Below are 19,524 nucleotides of genomic sequence, written 5' to 3'. Positions count from 1 at the left end.
GTCAGATCGAGCCGGCGAGGAGCTCTGAGCGGTCAACTCGGAGCTGCTGGCTGATGGCCCGCTTACTGAACATGAAATCGCGAGGACGGTTGACGCAGTCGGCGGCGATGAGTTCACGATCGCGGAAGTAGAAGCAGCTGAAGTCACGGTCACGCGACGGGTCGCCGCTGAAGACCACTTCGTCGTATCCGGTGTTGAGACCGGCGATCTGGAGTTTGAGATCGTACTGGTCGGACCAGAACCACGGAAGCGCAGCGATTGCGCTGTGTTTTCCGCAGATTGTCGCCGCAGCGATCTTGGCCTGCTCGCCGGCGCTCGATACGGATTCCAAACGAATACGCGAGCCGTATCGAGCCATGGTGTGGCTGGTGCAGTCGCCGGCGGCCACGATGTCGGGGTCGCTGGTGCGGGCCTGGTCGTCGATCACGATGCCGTTGTCGACGGATAATCCTGCGGCCGAGGCGAGCTCGGTGTTCGGCACCACACCGACGCCGACGATGACCAAGTCGGCGGGGATCGGTTCGCCGCCTGCCAGCACGACCTCCTGCACTCTGCCGTTGCCGGAGAAGGCTTCTACGAGAGCGTGTGTTCGGATCTCCACTCCCTCGCCGTTGTGGATTCGGGTGTAAAACGCGGAAACCTCCGGCGCGGTGACCCGTTCGAGTACACGCTCGGTTGCCTCGAGGACGGTGACGTTCATGCCGAGCGAACACAGCGAGGCCGCCGTTTCCAACCCGATGTAACCGCCGCCCACGATCACAACCCTCCGACCCGGTGTAGCGGCGGCACGGATCAACTCGACGTCTGCAGCGGTACGCAGGTAGTGAATTCCGGGAAGATCCACCCCTGGTGTGGGGAGTCGTCTGGCCCTTGCGCCGGTGCACAACGCGAGCTTGGTGTACGTCAGCGTGTCGCCGGTGCTCAGAGACACACGCTTGGCACTCCGGTGGATCGCCTCCACGGTCGCATTCAAGAGTCGAATGTGCTGCTTTTCGTAGAAATCAGCGCCGCGAATCAGGAGGTCGTCGAGGCCGTTCTTGCCGGCCAGGTATCCCTTCGACAACGGAGGCCGGTGGTAGGGCAGTCCCCCCTCGTCGCCGATGAGCACGACCTCCCCAGACCACCCCTCCCTTCGAAGATTAGCTGCCAACTGCGCGCCGGCGTGGCTCGCGCCGACGATCACCGCTCGTTCGGGAGTCACGCACTTGGCCTGGGAGTGAGGCGAACCATCAGCTTGCTGATACCCCTGACGAAATTCGATTGCACATACTCGGGTTCGCCGACCACCTCGATGTTCTCAAAGCGAGGGAGCAATTCCTCCCACAGGATTCGAAGCTGCAACTCAGCAAGTCGGTTTCCCATGCACCTGTGCACGCCGAACCCGAACGAGATGTGATTGCGGGCGTTGCTCCTATCGATGATCAACTCATCGGCCCGCTCGAAGACACGCTCATCGCGGTTACCAGAGGCGTACCACATCACGACCTTGTCGCCCTTGCGGATGAATTGCCCGTTCAACATGATGTCTTTTTTCGCGACTCGGCGCATGTACGCCAACGGGGTCTGCCAGCGAATGATCTCGGATACCATGTTGGGAATCAGGTCAGGGTTCGCCTTCAACTTCTCGAACTGATCGGGGAACTGGTTCAAGGCGAGAACCCCTCCGCTCATCGAGTTGCGAGTCGTGTCGTTTCCCCCGACGATCAGCAGTACCAAATTGCCGAGGAATTCCATCGGGCGGTCGATGAGATCCTTAGTGTCCTCGTTGGCCTGCAGCATCGTGATCAGATCGAAGCCCGGTCGCTCCCCGTTGGCGGTACGGGCCGCCTTGTCATGCCAGAGAGCGCTGAGACCCTTCGCCATGTCGACCATGCCACGAAACACTCTGTCGTTGTCGGAAGGACCACCATTGGCTTGCTCCATGGAGGTGGCGAGGTCCGACCATTCCACGAGCTTGTGCCGCTGCTCGTACGGGAAGTCCAGCAGGGTCGCGAGCATGCGCGCTGTCAGTTCGATGGAGACGTGGTGCACCCAATTGAACGGCTGATCCACCGGTAGATCGTCCAGCACTTCCTGGACACGCGAGCGGATCAGCCCCTCCATCTCGCGCAGGTTCTTCGGCGCGACAACCCCTTGGACGGAAGCGCGCTGCAAGTCGTGTTGTGGCGGATCCATCGCGATGAACATGGCGATGTCCATGAAGCGGGGCGGTCTCCCGATGATGATGAACGGCTCTGCGGAGAAAGCCTCGTGGTTCTTGTCGACGGCGATGATGTCCGCGTGGCGGGTCACCGACCAGAACGGGCCGAACGCACTGTGAGCCTGGTAGTGCACCGGCGCCTCGTTGCGCACGCGTTCGAAGTAGGACTTCCAGCGGCCTTGGCGGTAGAGGAACGGGTTGCTGAGATCGATGTCGGCGATATCAACGTCCTCGACCGGAGGAATGGGCGTCTCGGTGAAGATCTTCTTACCATTGGTTCCGGTTACCCACCGGCGTGTCTTGTCGTAGAGGTGTGCGCCGCGGATTTGCAGCTCCAGAGGCACGGCAGACTGGGCTTTGGCGGCCACTGCCGCGGGAATACTCATTATTGTTTCCTCCAAATCCATGACGTTGTTTCAGAGCTGGAACTCAGGTAGCTCGACCGTCAAGCCATCCCATGCCTCGGAGGCGGACATCTGGCAAGACAGCCTCGACGTCCGCTGACGCTCGGGGTTCATCGCGAGCATCTCCTCTTCGTTGGCGCCGCAGAGTCCCACCGTGTCCGACCACTCGGGAGCGACGATCACGTGGCACGTTCCGCATGCGGCTTCCCCTCCACAATCGCCGTCGATGCCGGGCACCGCGTTGTTGACCGCAACCTGCATCAAGGACTGCCCTTCGGCCAAGGGGGCTTCGTACTTCTCGCCGTCGTGAGAGACGAAGGTGACGACTGCCATGATTAACTCTCCTCAATTTGGAACTCCTCTATTTAGCGTTGTCGCGCGTGACCAGCGTCGCTAGGCTCGCAGGAGTCAAAAAGTTGTGTTTTTAGCTCACGCGCAGGGAGGCACGTGAAACTCGACGACTCGGGTATGCCAGCGCTGGCTTTCCTGCAGATGCTGGACAGTGAGGCGCTGGGGCATGACGCCAGCATTGCGCTCCGCAGCATCATGGTTCGCGAGCACGTTACCGAGTCGATGTTGGTGGGTCGCGACGCGCAGGTCCCCTTACGGTGGTTCAGGGAGATATATTCCGATTTCGATTGTGATCAGGGAACCCGTCTGGGTTTCGCGTTCGCTGAACACGCCAAACTGACGTCCTTTGGGGCACTCAGTGTTCCCTTGGTCAGCGCGGGCTCGGTAGCCGAGGTTGTCGAGTTGCTTGCTTATCTGCCGGTGATCACCACAGCCCTCAGCCCGACGTTCCATTCGACGGAACGCGGCCTCACGATCGGGCTCACCGGTCGCACCGGTGACGCGGGCCTGAACTGCCTGGCCGTCACCTACGGTGGGCTGGCGCTGTTGCGTCTGCTCGACATGCTCGCGGGTGCCGTACCGAATATTGAACTGCATTTAAGTCATTCAGCGCCGGAGTCGTGGGTTCTTCATGACGAAGTGTTGGCGGGTCGGATCTTCTTCGACGCCCCCAGCTCGTTCGTCCACGTTCCCGCGGCTTCGCTCGAGGAGGTCTGTCGATTCTCCGATCCTGTGGCGTACCGGATTGCCGTCACCGATTTGCAGCGAACTCTCGATCAACGACGTGACACGTCGGTCTCCGAAAAAGTAAGGGACCTGCTCGAAAAAGATCCCGGAAAAACGAACATCAGCCGGACGGCGGGCGAGCTTTCGATATCCCCGAGCACGTTGAAGCGGCGCCTCCGCGAAGAGGGGACCACCTTTCGCGAATTGCGTCAGTCGTTCTTGCGGGAGCGAGCAATTCTGCGACTTCTCGACAGATCGTTGTCTGTAAGCGAGATCGCGGCAGAACTCGGGTACGCGGAGCTCACGAACTTCACACATGCCTTCAAACGGTGGACCGGTCGTTCACCGCGCCACTTCAGAAAAACGCGCGACTGAGGGCTATAGATCCGCCCCGGCGTGTGCCGGGCGACCATCGGAACCAGCGGGCTTCACGATCGGCCTCATCTGTCACCTGGACATCGTCGAGAAACGACACGATCGGCGCGGGTTTCGGTCATCGCAGCACCCTCTTGGGAAGAGGCGCAAGGACATTCCAGAGAATCCATACCGCGCTAGCGGCGGGTGCGGGCGGGGGTGACGCGGACCTCTAGGCACGCTATGCTAACCGTCGTTCACGTCGGGACCGGCGTTGGACGCGTGGTCGAGAGGAGTCCGGATGCCACACGACCAGCCGGCCATCATCGGTGCCGCCGAACTCGCTCCAGGGAGAAACGTTCCGTACACCTCCACTGAATTGCATGTGCGCGCCGCGGTCGCGGCTCTCGCCGACGCAGGGGTGGTCCCAGACGAGGTCGACGGTCTGGTGTGCGCCGGGCCGATGACGAACGAGGGTTCGATCTTCCTGTCCGAGGACCTCATGGACTATCTCGGGCTGCACAATCTGAAACTTCAGATGACCTGTCAGCTTGGCGGCGGGACCCATCTCGCCATGACGCGCATGGCGAGTAACGTCATCGCCCGGGGCGAGGCCGAGACGGTGCTGGTCGTGTCGGCGGGCAAGTTTCCACCGATCCGCGATGGCGGGCGCGAACTGATGGCGCTGGTGTGTGACCACGCGTTCGAGATGCCCTATGGACCGTCCGTGCCGGCGCTCTACGGTTTGATCGCGCAGGCCTGGATGCACGAGACGGGACAGGGCAAGGCGGACATCGCCGAGGTCACCGTGTCGCAGGACCGTTGGGCCGCACTGAACCCCGCGGCTATCGCGCACGGCGCTCAACGCCTGACTGTGGAGGACGTGCTGGCGTCCCGGCCGATCGCCGGGCCGTTCCACTTCTACCACTGCTCGATTCCCTGCGAGGGCGGTGGCGCGCTGGTGCTGGGCTCGGCCCGCCGGGCTCGCGCGGGCAAGCACCGGCCGGTGCATTTGCTGGGCTTTGGAGAGGGTCACACCCACGGTTTTCTGACCTCGCTGGCCCGGCCGGGTCGTACCGGGGCCGCCCGTTCGGGTCCGATGGCCTTTGAGCGCTCCGGACGGGCGCCGGCCGACGTCGACATCGCTTTGCTCTACGACGCCTTCGCCTCCAACCCGGCGATGATCCTTGAGGAGGCGGGTTTCGTGAAGCCCGGTGGGGCAGGCGATTTCTACCGTGACGGCTGCGCCGATCCGGGGGGCGACCTTCCGGTGAACACCGACGGCGGCCTAATCCGGTTCGGGCACACCGGGACCTCCTCTGGCATTTCGCAGATCCTTGAGGGTTACTGGCAGTTGTCCGGTCGCGCCGAGGGCCGTCAGGTGCCCGGGGCGGATACCGCGTTCGTGCACAGCTACGGCTCGATGCTGTGCAGTCACGTCAGCATGGTGATGGAGGGAGCGTCATGACCGCAGCTTCGAGTTCTCTCGACGGTCTGCACGATCCTGAGGCGCTGCCGCCGCTGACCGATGTCAACCGTCCCTACTTCGCAGCAGCGGCCCGCGGTGTACTCGTCTTCCAGCGGTGCGCGAACGACCACCCTTTCCTCTACCCGCGGCTGGTGTGTCCCGTCTGCCATGACGGTGAGTTGGCCTGGGAGACCGCGGCGGGTACTGGTGAGATCGTCAGTTTCGCGCCGGTGTACCGCCCCCCGTGGGACTCGTTCCCGCGCAGCGAGCCGTACGTCGTCGTGCTCGTTCGTCTGGACGAGGGGCCGCAGTTGTTGGCCAGTCTCGAGGGCGTGGCCCCAGATGAAGTTGCGATCGGGGCGAGAGTGCGCGCAGTGTTCGAGCGGGTGAACGAGGACCTTGGGCTGGTCCGATTCAGGCTGGCGGCGTCGTGACCACGTACGGGGTCTCGGTGCTCGGCGCGGACTTGGCCACCCTTGTCGAGACCGCCGAGGCTACCGACCTCGCCGGCTTCGACGCCGCCTGGGCCTCGGAGTTCTACTCGCGCTCCGGCTCGATCTCGATGGCCGCGATGGCCGCGCGCACAAAGCGCTGCCGCATCGGGTCGTCGATCCTGTATGGCGTCGGGCGCAGCCCGCTCGTGCTCGCCACCGAGGCGCGTGACCTCGACGAGCTTTCAGGCGGGCGCGTCGTACTCGGGCTCGGCAACGGTACACGCCGCATGATGAGCGACTGGCACGGCGTGGAGGACACCTCCGCTCCCGCTCTGCGCATGGAGGAGCTGGTCCCGCTCGTGCGTCGGATCTGGAACCTGCACGAGGGCCCCGTGCGCCATGAGGGGCGCTTCTACCGGATGAATCTCGTCCCAACCGGCGACGTCGCGCCGCCGAAGCGAGCGATCCCGATCATCACCGCGGGCGTGCGTCCGCGGATGTGCGAGGTGGCAGGGCGCGTAGCCGACGGGTTGGCTGGTCATCCGCTGTTCACCACGACTTACGTCGAGGAGGTCGCCCGCCCAGCCGTCGTGCGCGGTGCGGAGCGGGCCGGACGCGATCCCGCCGACATTGAGATCGTCTCGATGGTCATCTGCGCGGTGCACGACGACCCACAGATCGCACGTCGTGAGGCCGCGCAGCAGATCGCGTTCTACTCCTCGGTGAAGACCTACGAGCACGTGCTCGACGTCAGCGGTTTCGCCAGGCAGGCAGCGGCCATCCGCGACGCGTTCGCACGGCGTGACCTGCCGGCCATGTTCGCCGCGGTCACCGACGACATGATCGACGCGATGGCGGTGGCCGGCACCGCCGCCGAGGTCCGAGAAGGGCTGCGCCGCTACGAGGGCGTGCTGGACCACATCGTTCTCTACTCACCCTCGATTGGTCTCGCGCCCGAGCGCATCGCCGAGAACCTCGGCAGCCTCATTCGCGATTGTGCGCCGGCCTTCGCCGGCGGGAAAGGTGACCAGAGTGGCTGACGCATCGCTCATCGGGACGCAACTCGGGAGGACCACGTTTCCCGTCGACCGGTCCAAAGTGCGCGAGTTCGCACTTTCGCTCGGCGACCGCGACCCGATCTACCAGGACGTCGCGGCCGCCCGCGCCGCCGGCTTCGGCGCGATCCCCGCTCCTCCGACCTTCGTCGTCTCCTCGGCTCACTGGCGCGCCGACGACGACATGTTCGGCGCCCTCGGGCTCGACCTGCGACGCGTACTGCACGGTGAGTGCGGCTGGGAGTATTTCGCGCCGGTGTTCGTCGGCGACGAGCTCACCGAGACTCGTCGGGTGTCGAACGTGACCAGCCGCGAGGGGAAGCGCGGCGGCATCATGACAATCGTGACGATCGAGACCGACTTCACCAACCAGCGCGACGAACTCGTCGTGCGCCAGACCGACGTCTTGATCGAAACCGGAGGCTCCACCCAATGACGACATCCCCCGCGCCGGTGGCGTTGGCCATCGGCGACGAGATGCCGACCTCACAGTTCGGCCCGCTGACGCGCTCGCACATCGTTCGCTACGCCGGCTCCGGCGGCGACTTCAACCCGATCCACCACGACGAAGAGTTCGCCCGCGCGGCCGGCATGCCCGGTGTGTTCGGCATGGGACTGCTGCACGGCGGTGTGCTCGCGCAGCGGCTGACCGCCTGGGTGGGGCTGGCCAACATCCGCTCGTTCCGCATCCGGTTCACCGGTCAGGTATGGCCCGGTGACCTGCTCAGCTTCGGCGGCAGGGTCACCGGCGTGCGCGAGGCCGGAGGGCAGCAGGTGGCAGACCTCGAACTCGTGGTCACGCGCCAGACCGGCGAACCCGCGATAAAGGGGAGCGCCGTCGTGCAGGTGACCCGGTGAGCGCGCCAACGAGCGACGTCACCGGCCTCGGGATGACGTTCGGGACCTTCGACGAAGGCCGGGCGTGGGTCGGTCATCGCTCCGAACCGCGGCATGCGTGGTTCCCGATCGACCGCTCGATGGTGTTGTACTACTGCTCGCTCGTCGAGGACGCGAACCCCCGTTACTGGGAGGGTGAGGACTGCCCGCCCGGGCTGCTGATGAGCCTCGGCTTCGCGCCGCAGTGGGTGCCCGGGTACCTAGCGCGTGCCGACATGATGTTCGCGCTCAGCGTCCCGTTGCCGGGCCACCACATCATCAACGCCTCGACGACGACGGAGTTCGAACGCCGGCCCCGGGTAGGCGATCACGTGTCGATCGTGGAGGAGATCGCCTCGATCTCCGAGCCCAAGACGACGCGGGTGGGCACCGGTGTGTTCATCACCACGGTGAGCACCTTCTCCGACCAGCACGGTGAGGTCATCGGCCGCAACACCAACGTGCTCTTCCGATACGACACCGCCGATAGTGAAGGCGCATCATGAACGACTCCACCGAGCGCAGCATGGTCCGCGTCCCCGTGCGGTTCGAGGACATCGCCGTCGGCGACACCCTGACGCCCGTCTCGATCGAGATCAGCTACAAGCGCATCTGCATGAACGCGGCTTCGACATGGGACTGGTTCCCCGGTCACCACGACCCCGACTACGCGCGCAGCCAGGGCCAGCGCACGATCTACCTGTCAACCCTCTTCTTCCATGGCTTCATCGACCGCGGCCTCAACGAATGGGCCGGACCCGACGCGCTCATCCGGCGCCGCAGAATCTCAATGATCCGGTCGATCTATCCGGGCCAGACCGCAACCCTGAGCGGCAAGGTCGTGGCCAAACGCGACGATGGCGGACGGCGCCTCGTCGACCTCGAGTTGCTCGTCTCGAGCGAAGATGGTCCGTGCGTGCCGAGTGAAGCCACCGTTGAGCTGGCCGACCCGTTTGTCGAGGTGCCGGGGTGAGCTGCCACTCACATGCGAGGCGACGGTGAGGGACGGAGGCTCGGTGGCCGAGCAACCGGTTCGCTACGAGGTCGTCGACAGCGTGGCCTGGCTGACGATCAACCGGCCCGAGGCGCGCAACGCGCTGAACAACGCTGTGCGCACGGGGCTTTTCGACGCGGTACGCCGCTTCAATGACGACGACGCGGCGAAGGTGCTCGTCCTCACCGGCGTGGGCGATAAGGCGTTCTGCGCCGGCGGGGACTTGAAGGAGATGGCGCAGAACGCGCTCAAGGTGCCCCCGAAGGACTTCGCTCCGCAGTTCGGCCGCAACATCGATGTCGCGAAGCCGACGATCGCGGCCGTCAACGGTGTCGCGTTCGCCGGGGGCTTCCTGCTCGCGCAGCAGTGCGACCTGGTCGTGGCTGCCGAACACGCGACCTTCGCCGTCAGCGAGGTCAAAGTCGGCCGCGGGTCGCCGTGGGCGGCACCGCTATCGTGGCTGGTGCCCCCACGCGTTGCCATGCAGATCCTGCTGACCGGCGACCCGATCACCGCCGAGCGCGCCCACCAGGTCGGCTTAGTCAATGAGGTGGTGCCGGCCGATCAGTTGCGCGAGCGTACCCGGCAGTTGGCGCTCAGCATCGCCGCGAACGCACCGCTATCGGTGCTTGCGTCCAAGCGCACCGTGTACCTCTCGGCACAGCACCACCTCGCCGCCGCCTACGACCTGGCCGACGAGATATGGGAGCCGGTCTATCTGAGCGACGACGCGCAGGAAGGCCCGACGGCGTTCCGCGAGAAGCGCGCACCACAGTGGAAGGGACGCTGACATGGCGGTGACCATGCAGTCGGTAATCGCCGACATCGAAGCCGAAACGGCCGCGTTGCGCGAACTCATCGCACCGCTGCCCGAAGGTCCGCGCGGCTGGGACGCGCCGACTCCGGCCGTGGGCTGGGCGATCCGCGACCAGATCAGCCATCTGGCGTTCTTCGACGACGTGGCGGTGCGCTCGGCCACCGACCCCGACGGTTTCAGCAGCGACTACCTGCCGATGATGGCCGACGGAAGCATCTCACCCGACGTCATCGCTGAGCGCTACCGTCAAATGCCGGCTGCCGACCTGCTCGCGTGGTTCGACACGTCGCGTGCAGCCCTCGTTGCGGCGTTCGCGGACATTGCCCCGGCGACCCGCCTGCCGTGGTTCGGGCCGACGATGAGCGCGGTCTCGTCGCTGACAGCGCGACTCATGGAGACCTGGGCGCACGGCCAGGACATCGTCGACGCGCTCGGCGCGACCCGCGAGGCCACGGCACGGCTGCGGCACGTGGCCCACATCGGGGTGGGTGCGCGCGCTTTCAGCTACCTGGCCAACGGTCTGGACCTCCCCGCGGACCCGGTACGCGTCGAGCTGACCGCTCCGGACGGCAGCGTCTGGACGTGGGGGCCAGCCGACGCCGCCAACCGCGTGAGCGGGCCGGCGCTGGACTTTTGCCTGTTGGTGACCCAACGCCGCCACCGCGACGACACCGCTTTGGTCGCCGACGGACCGCTGGCCGACCAGTGGCTCGCGATCGCCCAGGCCTTCGCGGGGCCCCCTGGCGGCGGGCGCGTGGCGGGCCAGTTCGCAGGGGGTCAGCGGTGAGCGTCCCGGTCCGCATCGGCAACTGCTCCGGCTTTTACGGCGACCGCATCGCCGCAGCCCGCGAGATGGTCGAGGGCGGACCGATCGACGTCCTGTGCGGTGACTATCTGGCCGAGCTGACCATGCTCATCCTGGCCAAGGCCCAGGCCAAAGACCCGTCCGGCGGGTACGCGCGGACTTTCCTCACCCAAATGGAACAGGTGCTGGGCACCTGTCTCGATCGTGGCATCAAGGTCGTCGCGAACGCGGGCGGGCTGAATCCCGCCGGCTTGGCCGCCGCGTTGCGCGAGCTGTCCGCACGTCTCGGCCTCACCGCGCGCGTCGCGCACGTCGAGGGCGACGACCTACGTGGCGACCTCCACGCAATCACGCCGCCCGTCGGCGACATCAAACCGGTGTCGGCCAACGCCTACCTCGGCGCCTGGGGCATCACCGAGGCGCTGCATTCGGGCGCCGACGTCGTCGTGACCGGCCGGGTCACCGACGCATCCCTCGTGGTCGGTCCCGCGGCCTGGTGGCACGCCTGGGCACGCGCCGACTGGGATCGGCTCGCGGGTGCGGTCGTCGCCGGGCACGTGATCGAGTGCGGCCCTCAGGCGACGGGCGGCAACTACGCGTTCCTCGACGAGATCACCGACCGCCGCTACCCGGGGTTTCCGATCGCCGAGGTCGCCGAGGACGGCTCTTCGGTGATCACGAAGCATCCCGGCACCGGGGGACTGGTCTCAGTCGGCACGGTCACCGCCCAGCTGCTCTACGAGATCGCTGAACCTGCCTACCTCGGCCCCGACGTCGTCGCCCACTTCGACACCATTCGCCTGGCTCAACAGGGTGAGCACCGTGTCGCGATCAGCGGTACGAAAGGCAGTCCGCCGCCGGACACGTTGAAGGTGGCGCTGAACGAGGTGGGCGGCTTCCGCAACACGATGACCATGGTGCTCACCGGCCTCGACATCGAGGCCAAGGCGGCCTTCGCCGAACAGCAGCTCTTCGACGTTCTCGGCGGACGCGACGCCTTCGACGAAGTCGACGTGCGACTGTTGCGTTTCGACGTCTCCGATGCGCCGACGAACGAGCAAGCCTGCGCGCACCTGCGTGTGACGGTGAAGGACGCCGACCCGCGAAAGGTGGGCCGAGCCTTCTCCGGCGGGGTCATGGAGATCGCCCTGGCTGGTTTCGCCGGCTTCCACACCACCACGCCACCGTCCTCGGAGACCGCGTTCGGCGTCTACCGGCCGGCCTACGTTCCGCGCTCGGCCCTCACGCACGTGCTCGTCGACGCCGACGGCAATCGGCACGTGATCCCTGACCCGCCGACCGGTGCGGTCCCGCCGGCTGGGATCGCCCCGCCCGCGAAGCTGCCGGCGCCATCCGGGCCGACGCGGCTCGCGCCGCTCGGGTCGGTACTCGGTGCGCGGTCCGGAGATAAGGGCGGCAACGCCAACCTCGGACTGTGGGCACGCGACGACCCCGGTTACGCGTGGGCGCGCGAGTACCTGAGCGTCGAGCGGCTGCGCACACTGCTCGGGCCGGAGACGGCGCACCTGCGCATCGAGCGCTTCGAACTGCCGAACCTGCGCGCGCTCAACGTGGTGGTGCACGGCTTGCTCGGTGACGGGGTGGCCTCCTCGACCCGGCCGGACGCGCAGGCCAAGGGGCTCGGGGAGTACGTGCGATCCCGAGTGGTGGACGTTCCCGAATCGCTGCTCGACACACACTAAATCCGGTGCGGGGCGCCGTCTACCTGCTGTGTAACCGCGCGGCTGAACAGCGCCGCAACGGCCGCGGCGGCCAGCATCGCCTCAATCGTCGCGTCGTCCAGCGACGCCGGCATGTACGCGGACGCGTTGAGCAATGACAGCACGGCGGCGACCAGGCCCTGTGCGCGCTCACGGTCCAGATCGCCCCGTGCTCGTACGAGCGCGTCGACCCAGAAGGACTCGTACCTGTGCTGTCGGCGTCGCAGGGCACGGGTCGCCAGCGGCGACAGCGAGCGGTGCTCGCGGGCGTAGACGGCCAACAGGCCGCGTCGTCGCGCGCCGAAGGCCGCGTGTAGGTCGACAAGGGCGTGCAGGACCTCCGTCGGTGTGCCGGCGTTGGTGGCGCGCCGGGCGCCGGCCAGCAGCTCAGTCATGGCGGCGTCGCATAACTCGCGCAGGATCGCGTCCTTGTTCTGAAAGTGCCGGTAGACGGCCGGCCCGCTCACCCCTGCTGCGGCACCGATGTCGTCGATGCCCACGGCGTGAAAGCCTTGCCGCGCGAACAGGTCGGCGGCGGCCTCGAGGAGCAGTTTGCGGCGCAAACCGGCCACTTTCAGGCCTCCTGTCGATTTGTGGTTACGTTGTTCGCCGTCCGATCCGCTGGGCCGGGCTGGGATCCTACCGGCGCTGGGGTTGCCTGCGTCGGCACCCGCCGCACCAAATCAAGGGAGGTGAACGAAACCGCTAGCCCCCGCCGATGCTGTCGCATCCTCTTCTCAGTTCATGATTTAGGGGCCCTGCTTCGAACCCGCGATGTGCAGCGGCACGACTCAGCGCAAAACGACTCCGCCCTCGATGCCCGTGAACTGCGCGCGCAGCTCGGTCTTGAGCAGCTTGCCGGTGGCATTGCGCGGCAGTTCGGCGACGAAGTGCACGTCACGCGGACACTTGAAGTGTGCCAGCCGCTCCCGGCACCACGCTACGATCTCCTCGGCGCTCGGCGCCTGTGTCGCCGGGTCGGCGACCACGACCGCGACGACGCGTTCGCCCCACTTCGCGTCCTTACCGCCGATCACGGCGGCGTCGAACACCGCCGGGTGGCGGAAGAGAACCTGCTCGACCTCGATCGGGTAGACGTTCTCGCCGCCGGAGATGATCATGTCCTTCTTGCGGTCGACGAGGGTGATGAAGCCCTCGGCGTCCATGCGCCCGAGGTCGCCCGTGTGGAACCAGCCCCCGCGTAACGCCTCGGCGCTCGCCTCGGCCTTCATCCAGTAGCCGGTGAACACATTCGGGCCGCGCACGATCAGTTCGCCCACGGTGTCGGTCGCGACGTCGCGGTCGTCGTCGTCGACGATGCGGGCGTCGACATGCATTGCGACGCGGCCGATCGACCCGGCCCGCGTGCTGACGTTCTCGGCGTCGAGGACGGTCACCAAGGGAGCGGTCTCGGTCATGCCGAAGCCCTCGGTGAAGGGCACGCCTCGCTCGCGCATGAAGTCGATGACCGTGAGGGGGACGGGCGACCCGCCGCCCATGGCGAAACGCAGCGCAGACAGGTTGAAGGAGTCGAAGTCGGGCACCTGTGTGAGTGCGGTCCACATGGCCGGCACCATGAACTGGACCGTGACGTGGTGGTCGGCCATCGCCTGTAACGTCGCTCGCGGCTCGAAGGACGGCATGATCACGCTGGTGCCGCCGACGTACAACAGCGGCAGGGTGTGTACTCCCAGCCCGCCGATGTGGAACATCGGCGCCACCGCGACGGTGACGTCCTCGCCCCGCAGGCCGATGTCGGTGCCGAGGACGTTGATCGCGTTCCATAGCAGGTTGTCGTGGGTGAGGATCGCGCCCTTGGGTCGGCCCGTCGTCCCCGACGTGTACATGATGAACGCGGGGTCGCGGCCGTCGACGTCACCGTTGAGCGGTTCGGGCGCGGCGCCCGAGACGACGTCTTCGTAGCCGAGCTCGCCCGGCGCCGGCACCCCACCGGCGCGCACGACATGGCGCACGCGGACTCCGGACTCGGTGACGGCGCTCCTGGCCTGCGCGGCGAACGGCTCGTGGAAGACCAGAACATCGGCGCCTGAGTCGGCCAGGATGTAGCCGATCTCGGGTCCGGCAAGGCGCACGTTGAGCGGAACTGCAAGTGCGCCGATTTTGGCGCAGCCCAGCAGCACCTCGATGAACTCGGTCGAATTGACCAGCAGCATCGCGACCCGATCGCCCTTGCGCACGCCGAGGGCGATGAGTGCGGCGGCGACCTGGTTGGTGCGCCGATCGAGGTCGGCGTAGGTGATGTGCGCGCCGTTGCTGATCAACGCGGTGCGCCCGCCGTTGAGGAAGGCGCGCCGGCTCACCCACTGACCGATGCCGAGTTGCATTCGATTCCCTTTCATTCCGCGGCGACTCAGTAGGACGCGGGCAGTTTCAGGCTGTGCTGCGCCACGAAGTTGAGGATCATTTCGCGGCTGATCGGCGCGGTGCGCATGAGCCGGGCCGGACCCCACAACGTGGCGAGGCCGTACTCGGTGGCCATGCCGTTGCCGCCGTGGGTTTGAATCGCCTGGTCGAGCGCCAGGATGCCCGCCTCGGCTGCGGCATATTTCGCCATGTTCGACGCCTCACCCGACCCCGGATCGCCGGCGTCGTGCAGGGAGGCGGCACGCTGAGTCATCAACCGGGCCAGCTCAACCTGGATCTTGGCGTGGGCGAGCGGGTGCGATACGCCTTGGTGCGAGCCGATCGGCGTTCCCCACACGTGGCGGTTGCGGGCGTAATCGGCGGCTTTATCCAGCGCGTAGCGACCGATGCCGTTGCCGAGCGCCGCCCCCATGATTCGCTCCGGGTTCAGGCCCATGAAGACCTGGCGCAGGCCCTCGTTCTCCGCGCCGATAAGGTTGGCGGCCGGCACGCGGACGTCATCGAAGAATAGAGTGAACTGCTTCTCTGGAGTGACCGCCTGCACCGGGATGAGTGACTTGGTGAGCCCGGGGACATCGGTGGGCACGACGAGCAAGCTGAGTAGTCCGCGACCACTGTCGTTGGTAGACGTTCGGGTGACGACCAGGATCGCTTCGGCTTCGTCGACACCAGAAATGTAGTACTTGGTGCCGTTGATGACCCAGTCGTCGCCGTCGCGTTTCGCGGTCGTGGAGATGTTGTGCGAGTTCGAGCCCGCGTCCGGCTCGGTGATCGCGAATGCCATGATCGTCTCGCCGCTGGCGATGCCCGGCAGCCACTGCTGCTTGAGTTCCTCACTGCCGAATGCCTGGATGATCGTGCCGCAGATGGTCGGCGAGACGACGGTCATCAGCAGCGGGCAGCCCGCCGCGGCGAGCTCCTCACCGACGATCTGCATGTCGTAGATGCCGCCGCCGCCGCCGCCGTACTGCTCGGAAAGGTTCACCCCGAGGAAGCCCTGTTTGCCCACGGCCTGCCACAGCTCGGTGCTCTTCCCGCCGGCCAGCGACTTTTCCAGGTAGTACTCGTGTCCGAAGTCCTTGGCGATCTCGGCGACCGCCTTGCGCAGGTCCTGACGTTCCTCTGTCTCGTGCAATTCCATGACACTCCTCACATCGGTATCGACGCGCCACCGATCGGGAGCGCGCCGGCTTCATTAGAGCTCCGTGGCGTCCGACGCCACTTCACCGCCGTCCACCGCCTCGACCACGGCGAGGACGTCACCGCTCGAGACCTGATGGCCGACCTGGACCGGCAGGGCGCTCAGCACCCCGTCGATCGGGCTCGCGACGGTGTGCTCCATCTTCATCGCCTCCAGGACGACGAGCGTTTGACCGGCTGACACCGTCTCGCCCTCGGCGACCGGTAGTCGGATCACCGAGCCCGGCATCGGCGCGGTGAGCGACCCGGGCGGGTTCAGAGTGCTCGGGTCGACGAAGCGTGGCGCCAGCCGCAGGGCGGAGTAGCCGGCGACCGAGTCGAGGTGGGCAACATCGCCGTCGAGGACGACATCATAAGTGCGGCGCACCCCGTCGACGCGCAGCACCACCCGCTCGCTACTGCCCTCGACAACCTCGACGTCGGCCAACGGCTCGTCGTCGACCTGCAGGCAGGTCCCTGTCGAACCTAACGTGTACCCGACGCGCACTTCGCGCCCGCCCTGGGTCTGCCAGGTTGTGGTCTGCGGCTGCGAAGGGTTGTTGCGCCAGCCGGCGGGCAACGTGGCCTGCAGAGTTGCGACGGCACGCCGCGCGGCCACCCCGGCCACGGTCGCCGCGACGGCGTGCAGGCGCTCGGACTGCGTGTCTGGGAGGGCAGCGCCGAGTTGGGCGACGTCGTGTCGGTCAAGGAACCCAGTGTCGGTGCCCCGCCCGGCGAACTCGTCATGGCGCAGGACGCGAACAAGCAGGTTGCGATTGGTGGTCACGCCGTGAATACGGGCGCCGGCCAGCGCCGCCGAGAGGCTGGCAAGTGCCTCGTCGCGCGTTGGTGCCCACGCGATGACCTTGGCCAGCAGCGAATCGTAGTAATGACTGATGACCGAACCGGCACGAAAACCCGAGTCAACCCGCACGCCGGCAAGCGCCGGGACATCCAAGGTGCGCAGGGTGCCGGTACAGGGCCGGTAGTCATCGGCCGGATCCTCGGCGCACAGCCGGGCCTCGACCGCGTGACCGCGAATTCGCGGGTTGTGCATCTCCTCAGGCAGCGGGCGGCCCATGGCTACGAGCAGCTGGGCACGCACCAGGTCGAGGCCGGTGATCAGCTCGGTAACCGGGTGCTCGACCTGCAGCCGGGTGTTCATCTCTAGGAAGGCGAAGGAGTCGGCTTTGCCATCCTGAGCGGCGTCGTAGACGAACTCGACCGTCCCGGCGCCTACGTAGCCGACGGCGCGCGCGGCGGCGATGGCGGCCTCGCTCATCCGAGCGCGCAACGCGTCGTCGACGACCGGTGACGGCGCCTCCTCGATCACCTTCTGGTGTCGACGCTGCACGGAGCACTCGCGCTCGAACAGAGAGACGACGTTTCCGTGCGTGTCGGCCATGATCTGGATCTCGACGTGGCGTGGGCGCTGGACGTAACGCTCGAGGAAGACGGTGCCGTCGGCGAACGCGGCGGCGGCCTCACGCGAAGCGGAGGTGACCGCTTCGTCGAGCTCGTCCGGCGACGCGACAATGCGCATGCCTCGGCCACCGCCGCCGGCGCTGGCCTTGACCAGCACGGGGTAGCCGACGTCGGCGGCCAGCTTCGCCAGCTGCTCGGCCGATAGCCCCGTCGTGTCGCCACCGGGCAGCACAGGCACCCCCGCGTCGGACATCGTCTTCTTGGCCTGCAGCTTCGAGCCCATCGCGTCGATCGCCCCGGGCGGCGGACCGATGAAGACGAGGTCGGCGGCGGCACAGGCGCGCGCGAACCCGGCGTTTTCCGAAAGGAAGCCGTAGCCGGGGTGTACTGCGTCCGCGCCGGTGAGCGAGGCAGCGGCGATGATCCGGTGGATGTCGAGGTAGGTCTCGGCGGCAGACGAGCCGGGAAGGTGCACGGCCTCGTCGGCGTCGGCGACGTGCCACGCGTCGGCGTCGGCGTCGGAATAGACCGCGACGGTGGCGATCCCGAGATCGCGGCAAGTGCGGAACACCCGCCGCGCGATCTCGCCACGGTTGGCGACCAGGACCTTGCGGATCTTGGGCATCGCCATCACATCCGGAACACGCCGTAGCCACGCTGGCCACGGACCTCGCCGTTGTGGATCACCGACAGGCAGAACCCGAGAACGGTCCGCGTATCGCGGGGATCGATGATCCCGTCGTCGTAAAGTCGGCCGCTGTTGGCCAGTGCGACGGATTCGCGCTCGATCTGTTCCTCGACGGCGGCGCGCATCTGGGCGTCGGCCTGCTCGTCGAAGGGCAGCCCGCGGTCGGCGGCGGACTCGCGCGCCACGATGGACAGCACTCCGGCCAGTTGCGCCGGACCCATCACGGCCGACTTCGAGTTAGGCCAAGCGAATAGGAAACGCGGTGAGTACGATCGCCCGCACATGCCGTAGTTCCCGGCACCGTAGGACGCACCCATGGTGATGGTCACGTGGGGGACCGTGCTGTTTGATACGGCGTTGATCATCTTGGCGCCGTCCTTGATGATGCCGCCCTGTTCGTACTCGGCACCGACCATGAAACCGGTGGTGTTCTGCAGTAAGATGAGGGGGGTGTCGATCTGATTTGCCAGTTGGATGAACTGCGAACCTTTCTCGGCCTCCTCACTGAACAGGATGCCCCGTGCGTTTGCGAGGATGCCGACCGGGAAGCCGTGGATCGAGGCCCAGCCGGTGACGAGTGACGTGCCGTAGAGAGGTTTGAACTCGTCGAAGGCCGAGCCGTCGACCACTCGGGCGATGACGTCGCGGGGGTCGAAGGGCACCTTCGGATCGACCGACGCGATGCCGAGCAGCTGATCGGGGTCGTGCACCGGTGGGTGCGGCGGCGTGGTGGGTCCGGGGCCGTTCTTCCGCCAGTTGAGCCGCGCCATGATGCGACGGCCGATGCGGATCGCATCCTGCTCGTCCTCGGCCATGTAATCGGCCAGCCCCGAGGTGCGGGCGTGCATGTCGGCGCCGCCGAGCGACTCGTCATCGGAGACCTCGCCCGTGGCCATCTTGACCAGCGGCGGACCGCCGAGGAACACCTTGGAACGGTTGCGCACCATCACGACGTAGTCGCACATGCCCGGGACGTACGCACCTCCCGCGGTCGAGTTGCCGAAGACCAGGGCCAGTGTCGGCAGCCCCGCTGCGCTGTGCTGGGTCAAGTCGTGGAACAGCTGTCCGCCGGGCACGAAGATCTCTGCCTGTGTGGGCAGGTCGGCGCCGCCAGATTCGACGATGTTGATGATGGGCAGTCGGTTCTCCCGCGCGATGGCCATGCCGCGGAACACCTTGCGGAAGGTATAAGGGTTCGATGCGCCGCCGCGGACGGTGGGGTCGTGGGCGATGATCATCGACTCGATGCCCTCGACCACGCCGATGCCTACCACCACGCTACCGCCGACGGGGAACTTACTGCCCCAGGCGGCGAAGGGGCATAGTTCGAGGAACGCCGTGTCGGGGTCGAGCATCAGCTCGATGCGCTCGCGGACAAGCAGCTTGCCCCGCTTACGGTGGCGCGCAACGTATTTCGCGCCGCCGCCGCCGTTGACCAGCGCCAGTTGCTCCGCGATGGTGTCGAGTTGCGCGCTCAGTCCTTCGCGGTTCTTGAGATAGCCGGGCGCGGTGTCGTCGACCCGATCGGGCAGGACCTGTACCAAAGTTTTCCTTCCGGGCGAGCATCGACGTCGATCTACTAGGCGCTGATGTTAGCCGCAATTAACATCAGGTGACAACGGCGCAGGCGGGCGTCGGATTT

The 19,524-nt window shown here is 66.5% G+C and carries 19 protein-coding genes; 11 read left to right on the top strand and 8 right to left on the bottom strand.

Going from position 1 to position 19,524, the window contains the following annotated elements; all coding sequences use genetic code 11:
• Position 1: 1 nt before the first annotated feature.
• From ACIA48_RS13785 to ACIA48_RS13775, 3 genes are read right to left on the bottom strand one after another with little or no spacing between them, the layout of a single operon-like run.
• Positions 2-1,201, bottom strand: coding sequence for an NAD(P)/FAD-dependent oxidoreductase (locus tag ACIA48_RS13785; protein WP_011560602.1), 1,200 nt, complete (start codon positions 1,199-1,201; stop codon positions 2-4).
• Positions 1,198-2,586, bottom strand: coding sequence for a cytochrome P450 (locus ACIA48_RS13780; RefSeq protein ID WP_011560601.1), 1,389 nt, complete (start codon positions 2,584-2,586; stop codon positions 1,198-1,200). Before ACIA48_RS13780 ends, ACIA48_RS13785 begins: the two co-directional genes overlap by 4 nt.
• 30 nt (positions 2,587-2,616) lie before the next feature.
• Positions 2,617-2,937, bottom strand: a complete 321-nt coding sequence (locus tag ACIA48_RS13775; protein ID WP_011560600.1) for a 2Fe-2S iron-sulfur cluster-binding protein — start codon at positions 2,935-2,937, stop codon at positions 2,617-2,619.
• Between the two features lie 114 nt (positions 2,938-3,051).
• On the opposite strand from ACIA48_RS13775, the gene ACIA48_RS13770 reads away from it, so the two are divergent.
• The 11 genes from ACIA48_RS13770 to ACIA48_RS13720 all read left to right on the top strand — a co-directional run bounded on the left by ACIA48_RS13770 (position 3,052) and on the right by ACIA48_RS13720 (position 12,187).
• Positions 3,052-4,056, top strand: coding sequence for an AraC family transcriptional regulator (locus ACIA48_RS13770; protein WP_011560599.1), 1,005 nt, complete (start codon positions 3,052-3,054; stop codon positions 4,054-4,056).
• Between the two features lie 280 nt (positions 4,057-4,336).
• The gene (locus tag ACIA48_RS13765; protein WP_011560598.1) at positions 4,337-5,503 is read left to right on the top strand and encodes a thiolase family protein; all 1,167 of its coding nucleotides are present in this window, start codon (positions 4,337-4,339) and stop codon (positions 5,501-5,503) included.
• Positions 5,500-5,937: a Zn-ribbon domain-containing OB-fold protein gene (locus ACIA48_RS13760; protein ID WP_011560597.1), complete on the top strand. Its 438-nt coding sequence runs from the start codon at positions 5,500-5,502 to the stop codon at positions 5,935-5,937. Before ACIA48_RS13765 ends, ACIA48_RS13760 begins: the two co-directional genes overlap by 4 nt.
• Positions 5,934-6,977: an LLM class flavin-dependent oxidoreductase gene (locus ACIA48_RS13755; protein WP_014382413.1), complete on the top strand. Its 1,044-nt coding sequence runs from the start codon at positions 5,934-5,936 to the stop codon at positions 6,975-6,977. The genes ACIA48_RS13760 and ACIA48_RS13755 overlap by 4 nt, the downstream gene beginning before the upstream one ends.
• On the top strand, positions 6,970-7,428 hold the full coding sequence (locus ACIA48_RS13750; protein ID WP_011560595.1) for a MaoC family dehydratase N-terminal domain-containing protein: 459 nt from the start codon (positions 6,970-6,972) through the stop codon (positions 7,426-7,428). The genes ACIA48_RS13755 and ACIA48_RS13750 overlap by 8 nt, the downstream gene beginning before the upstream one ends.
• Positions 7,425-7,850 (top strand): dihydroxy-acid dehydratase, encoded by a 426-nt coding sequence (locus ACIA48_RS13745; RefSeq protein ID WP_011560594.1) that lies wholly within the window; start codon positions 7,425-7,427, stop codon positions 7,848-7,850. Before ACIA48_RS13750 ends, ACIA48_RS13745 begins: the two co-directional genes overlap by 4 nt.
• Before the next feature lie 32 nt (positions 7,851-7,882).
• A complete protein-coding gene (locus tag ACIA48_RS13740; protein ID WP_017205330.1) occupies positions 7,883-8,374 on the top strand; it encodes a MaoC family dehydratase N-terminal domain-containing protein in 492 nt (163 codons plus the stop codon).
• Positions 8,371-8,841 carry a MaoC/PaaZ C-terminal domain-containing protein gene (locus tag ACIA48_RS13735; protein ID WP_011560592.1) on the top strand — a complete coding sequence of 157 codons (471 nt, stop codon included), beginning with the start codon at positions 8,371-8,373 and terminating at the stop codon, positions 8,839-8,841. The genes ACIA48_RS13740 and ACIA48_RS13735 overlap by 4 nt, the downstream gene beginning before the upstream one ends.
• A gap of 43 nt (positions 8,842-8,884) precedes the next feature.
• Complete coding sequence (locus ACIA48_RS13730) at positions 8,885-9,652, top strand: enoyl-CoA hydratase/isomerase family protein (protein WP_011560591.1); 768 nt, start codon at positions 8,885-8,887, stop codon at positions 9,650-9,652.
• Between the two features lies 1 nt (position 9,653).
• On the top strand, positions 9,654-10,466 hold the full coding sequence (locus ACIA48_RS13725; RefSeq protein ID WP_011560590.1) for a TIGR03084 family metal-binding protein: 813 nt from the start codon (positions 9,654-9,656) through the stop codon (positions 10,464-10,466).
• Positions 10,463-12,187, top strand: a complete 1,725-nt coding sequence (locus ACIA48_RS13720; protein WP_011560589.1) for an acyclic terpene utilization AtuA family protein — start codon at positions 10,463-10,465, stop codon at positions 12,185-12,187. Before ACIA48_RS13725 ends, ACIA48_RS13720 begins: the two co-directional genes overlap by 4 nt.
• Here ACIA48_RS13720 and ACIA48_RS13715 read toward each other — a convergent pair.
• The 5 genes from ACIA48_RS13715 to ACIA48_RS13695 all read right to left on the bottom strand — a co-directional run bounded on the left by ACIA48_RS13715 (position 12,184) and on the right by ACIA48_RS13695 (position 19,426).
• Positions 12,184-12,777: a TetR/AcrR family transcriptional regulator gene (locus ACIA48_RS13715; RefSeq protein WP_011560588.1), complete on the bottom strand. Its 594-nt coding sequence runs from the start codon at positions 12,775-12,777 to the stop codon at positions 12,184-12,186. The genes ACIA48_RS13720 and ACIA48_RS13715 overlap by 4 nt on opposite strands.
• Before the next feature lie 219 nt (positions 12,778-12,996).
• A complete protein-coding gene (locus tag ACIA48_RS13710; RefSeq protein ID WP_011560587.1) occupies positions 12,997-14,550 on the bottom strand; it encodes a long-chain fatty acid--CoA ligase in 1,554 nt (517 codons plus the stop codon).
• A 26-nt stretch (positions 14,551-14,576) separates the two neighbouring features.
• Positions 14,577-15,731: an acyl-CoA dehydrogenase family protein gene (locus ACIA48_RS13705; RefSeq protein WP_011560586.1), complete on the bottom strand. Its 1,155-nt coding sequence runs from the start codon at positions 15,729-15,731 to the stop codon at positions 14,577-14,579.
• A gap of 54 nt (positions 15,732-15,785) precedes the next feature.
• Complete coding sequence (locus ACIA48_RS13700; protein ID WP_005116476.1) at positions 15,786-17,819, bottom strand: biotin carboxylase N-terminal domain-containing protein; 2,034 nt, start codon at positions 17,817-17,819, stop codon at positions 15,786-15,788.
• 5 nt (positions 17,820-17,824) lie between these two features.
• Positions 17,825-19,426 carry an acyl-CoA carboxylase subunit beta gene (locus ACIA48_RS13695; RefSeq protein ID WP_396731911.1) on the bottom strand — a complete coding sequence of 534 codons (1,602 nt, stop codon included), beginning with the start codon at positions 19,424-19,426 and terminating at the stop codon, positions 17,825-17,827.
• Positions 19,427-19,524: the final 98 nt, after the last annotated feature.

The sequence above is a fragment of the Mycobacterium sp. NPDC051804 genome (assembly GCF_044452905.1).
Classification (GTDB): domain Bacteria; phylum Actinomycetota; class Actinomycetes; order Mycobacteriales; family Mycobacteriaceae; genus Mycobacterium.
This window is presented reverse-complemented; position numbering and strand designations above follow the sequence as displayed.

What these genes read in the sequence shown, in the direction of transcription:
- ACIA48_RS13705 (WP_011560586.1), bottom strand. Translation starts at nt 15,731, where the DNA reads ATGGAATTGCACGAGACAGAGGAACGTCAGGACCTGCGCAAGGCGGTC.
- ACIA48_RS13745 (WP_011560594.1), top strand. Translation starts at nt 7,425, where the DNA reads ATGACGACATCCCCCGCGCCGGTGGCGTTGGCCATCGGCGACGAGATG.
- ACIA48_RS13710 (WP_011560587.1), bottom strand. Translation starts at nt 14,550, where the DNA reads ATGCAACTCGGCATCGGTCAGTGGGTGAGCCGGCGCGCCTTCCTCAAC.
- ACIA48_RS13760 (WP_011560597.1), top strand. Translation starts at nt 5,500, where the DNA reads ATGACCGCAGCTTCGAGTTCTCTCGACGGTCTGCACGATCCTGAGGCG.
- ACIA48_RS13780 (WP_011560601.1), bottom strand. Translation starts at nt 2,586, where the DNA reads ATGAGTATTCCCGCGGCAGTGGCCGCCAAAGCCCAGTCTGCCGTGCCT.
- ACIA48_RS13740 (WP_017205330.1), top strand. Translation starts at nt 7,883, where the DNA reads ATGACGTTCGGGACCTTCGACGAAGGCCGGGCGTGGGTCGGTCATCGC.
- ACIA48_RS13725 (WP_011560590.1), top strand. Translation starts at nt 9,654, where the DNA reads ATGGCGGTGACCATGCAGTCGGTAATCGCCGACATCGAAGCCGAAACG.
- ACIA48_RS13700 (WP_005116476.1), bottom strand. Translation starts at nt 17,819, where the DNA reads ATGCCCAAGATCCGCAAGGTCCTGGTCGCCAACCGTGGCGAGATCGCG.
- ACIA48_RS13765 (WP_011560598.1), top strand. Translation starts at nt 4,337, where the DNA reads ATGCCACACGACCAGCCGGCCATCATCGGTGCCGCCGAACTCGCTCCA.
- ACIA48_RS13735 (WP_011560592.1), top strand. Translation starts at nt 8,371, where the DNA reads ATGAACGACTCCACCGAGCGCAGCATGGTCCGCGTCCCCGTGCGGTTC.
- ACIA48_RS13775 (WP_011560600.1), bottom strand. Translation starts at nt 2,937, where the DNA reads ATGGCAGTCGTCACCTTCGTCTCTCACGACGGCGAGAAGTACGAAGCC.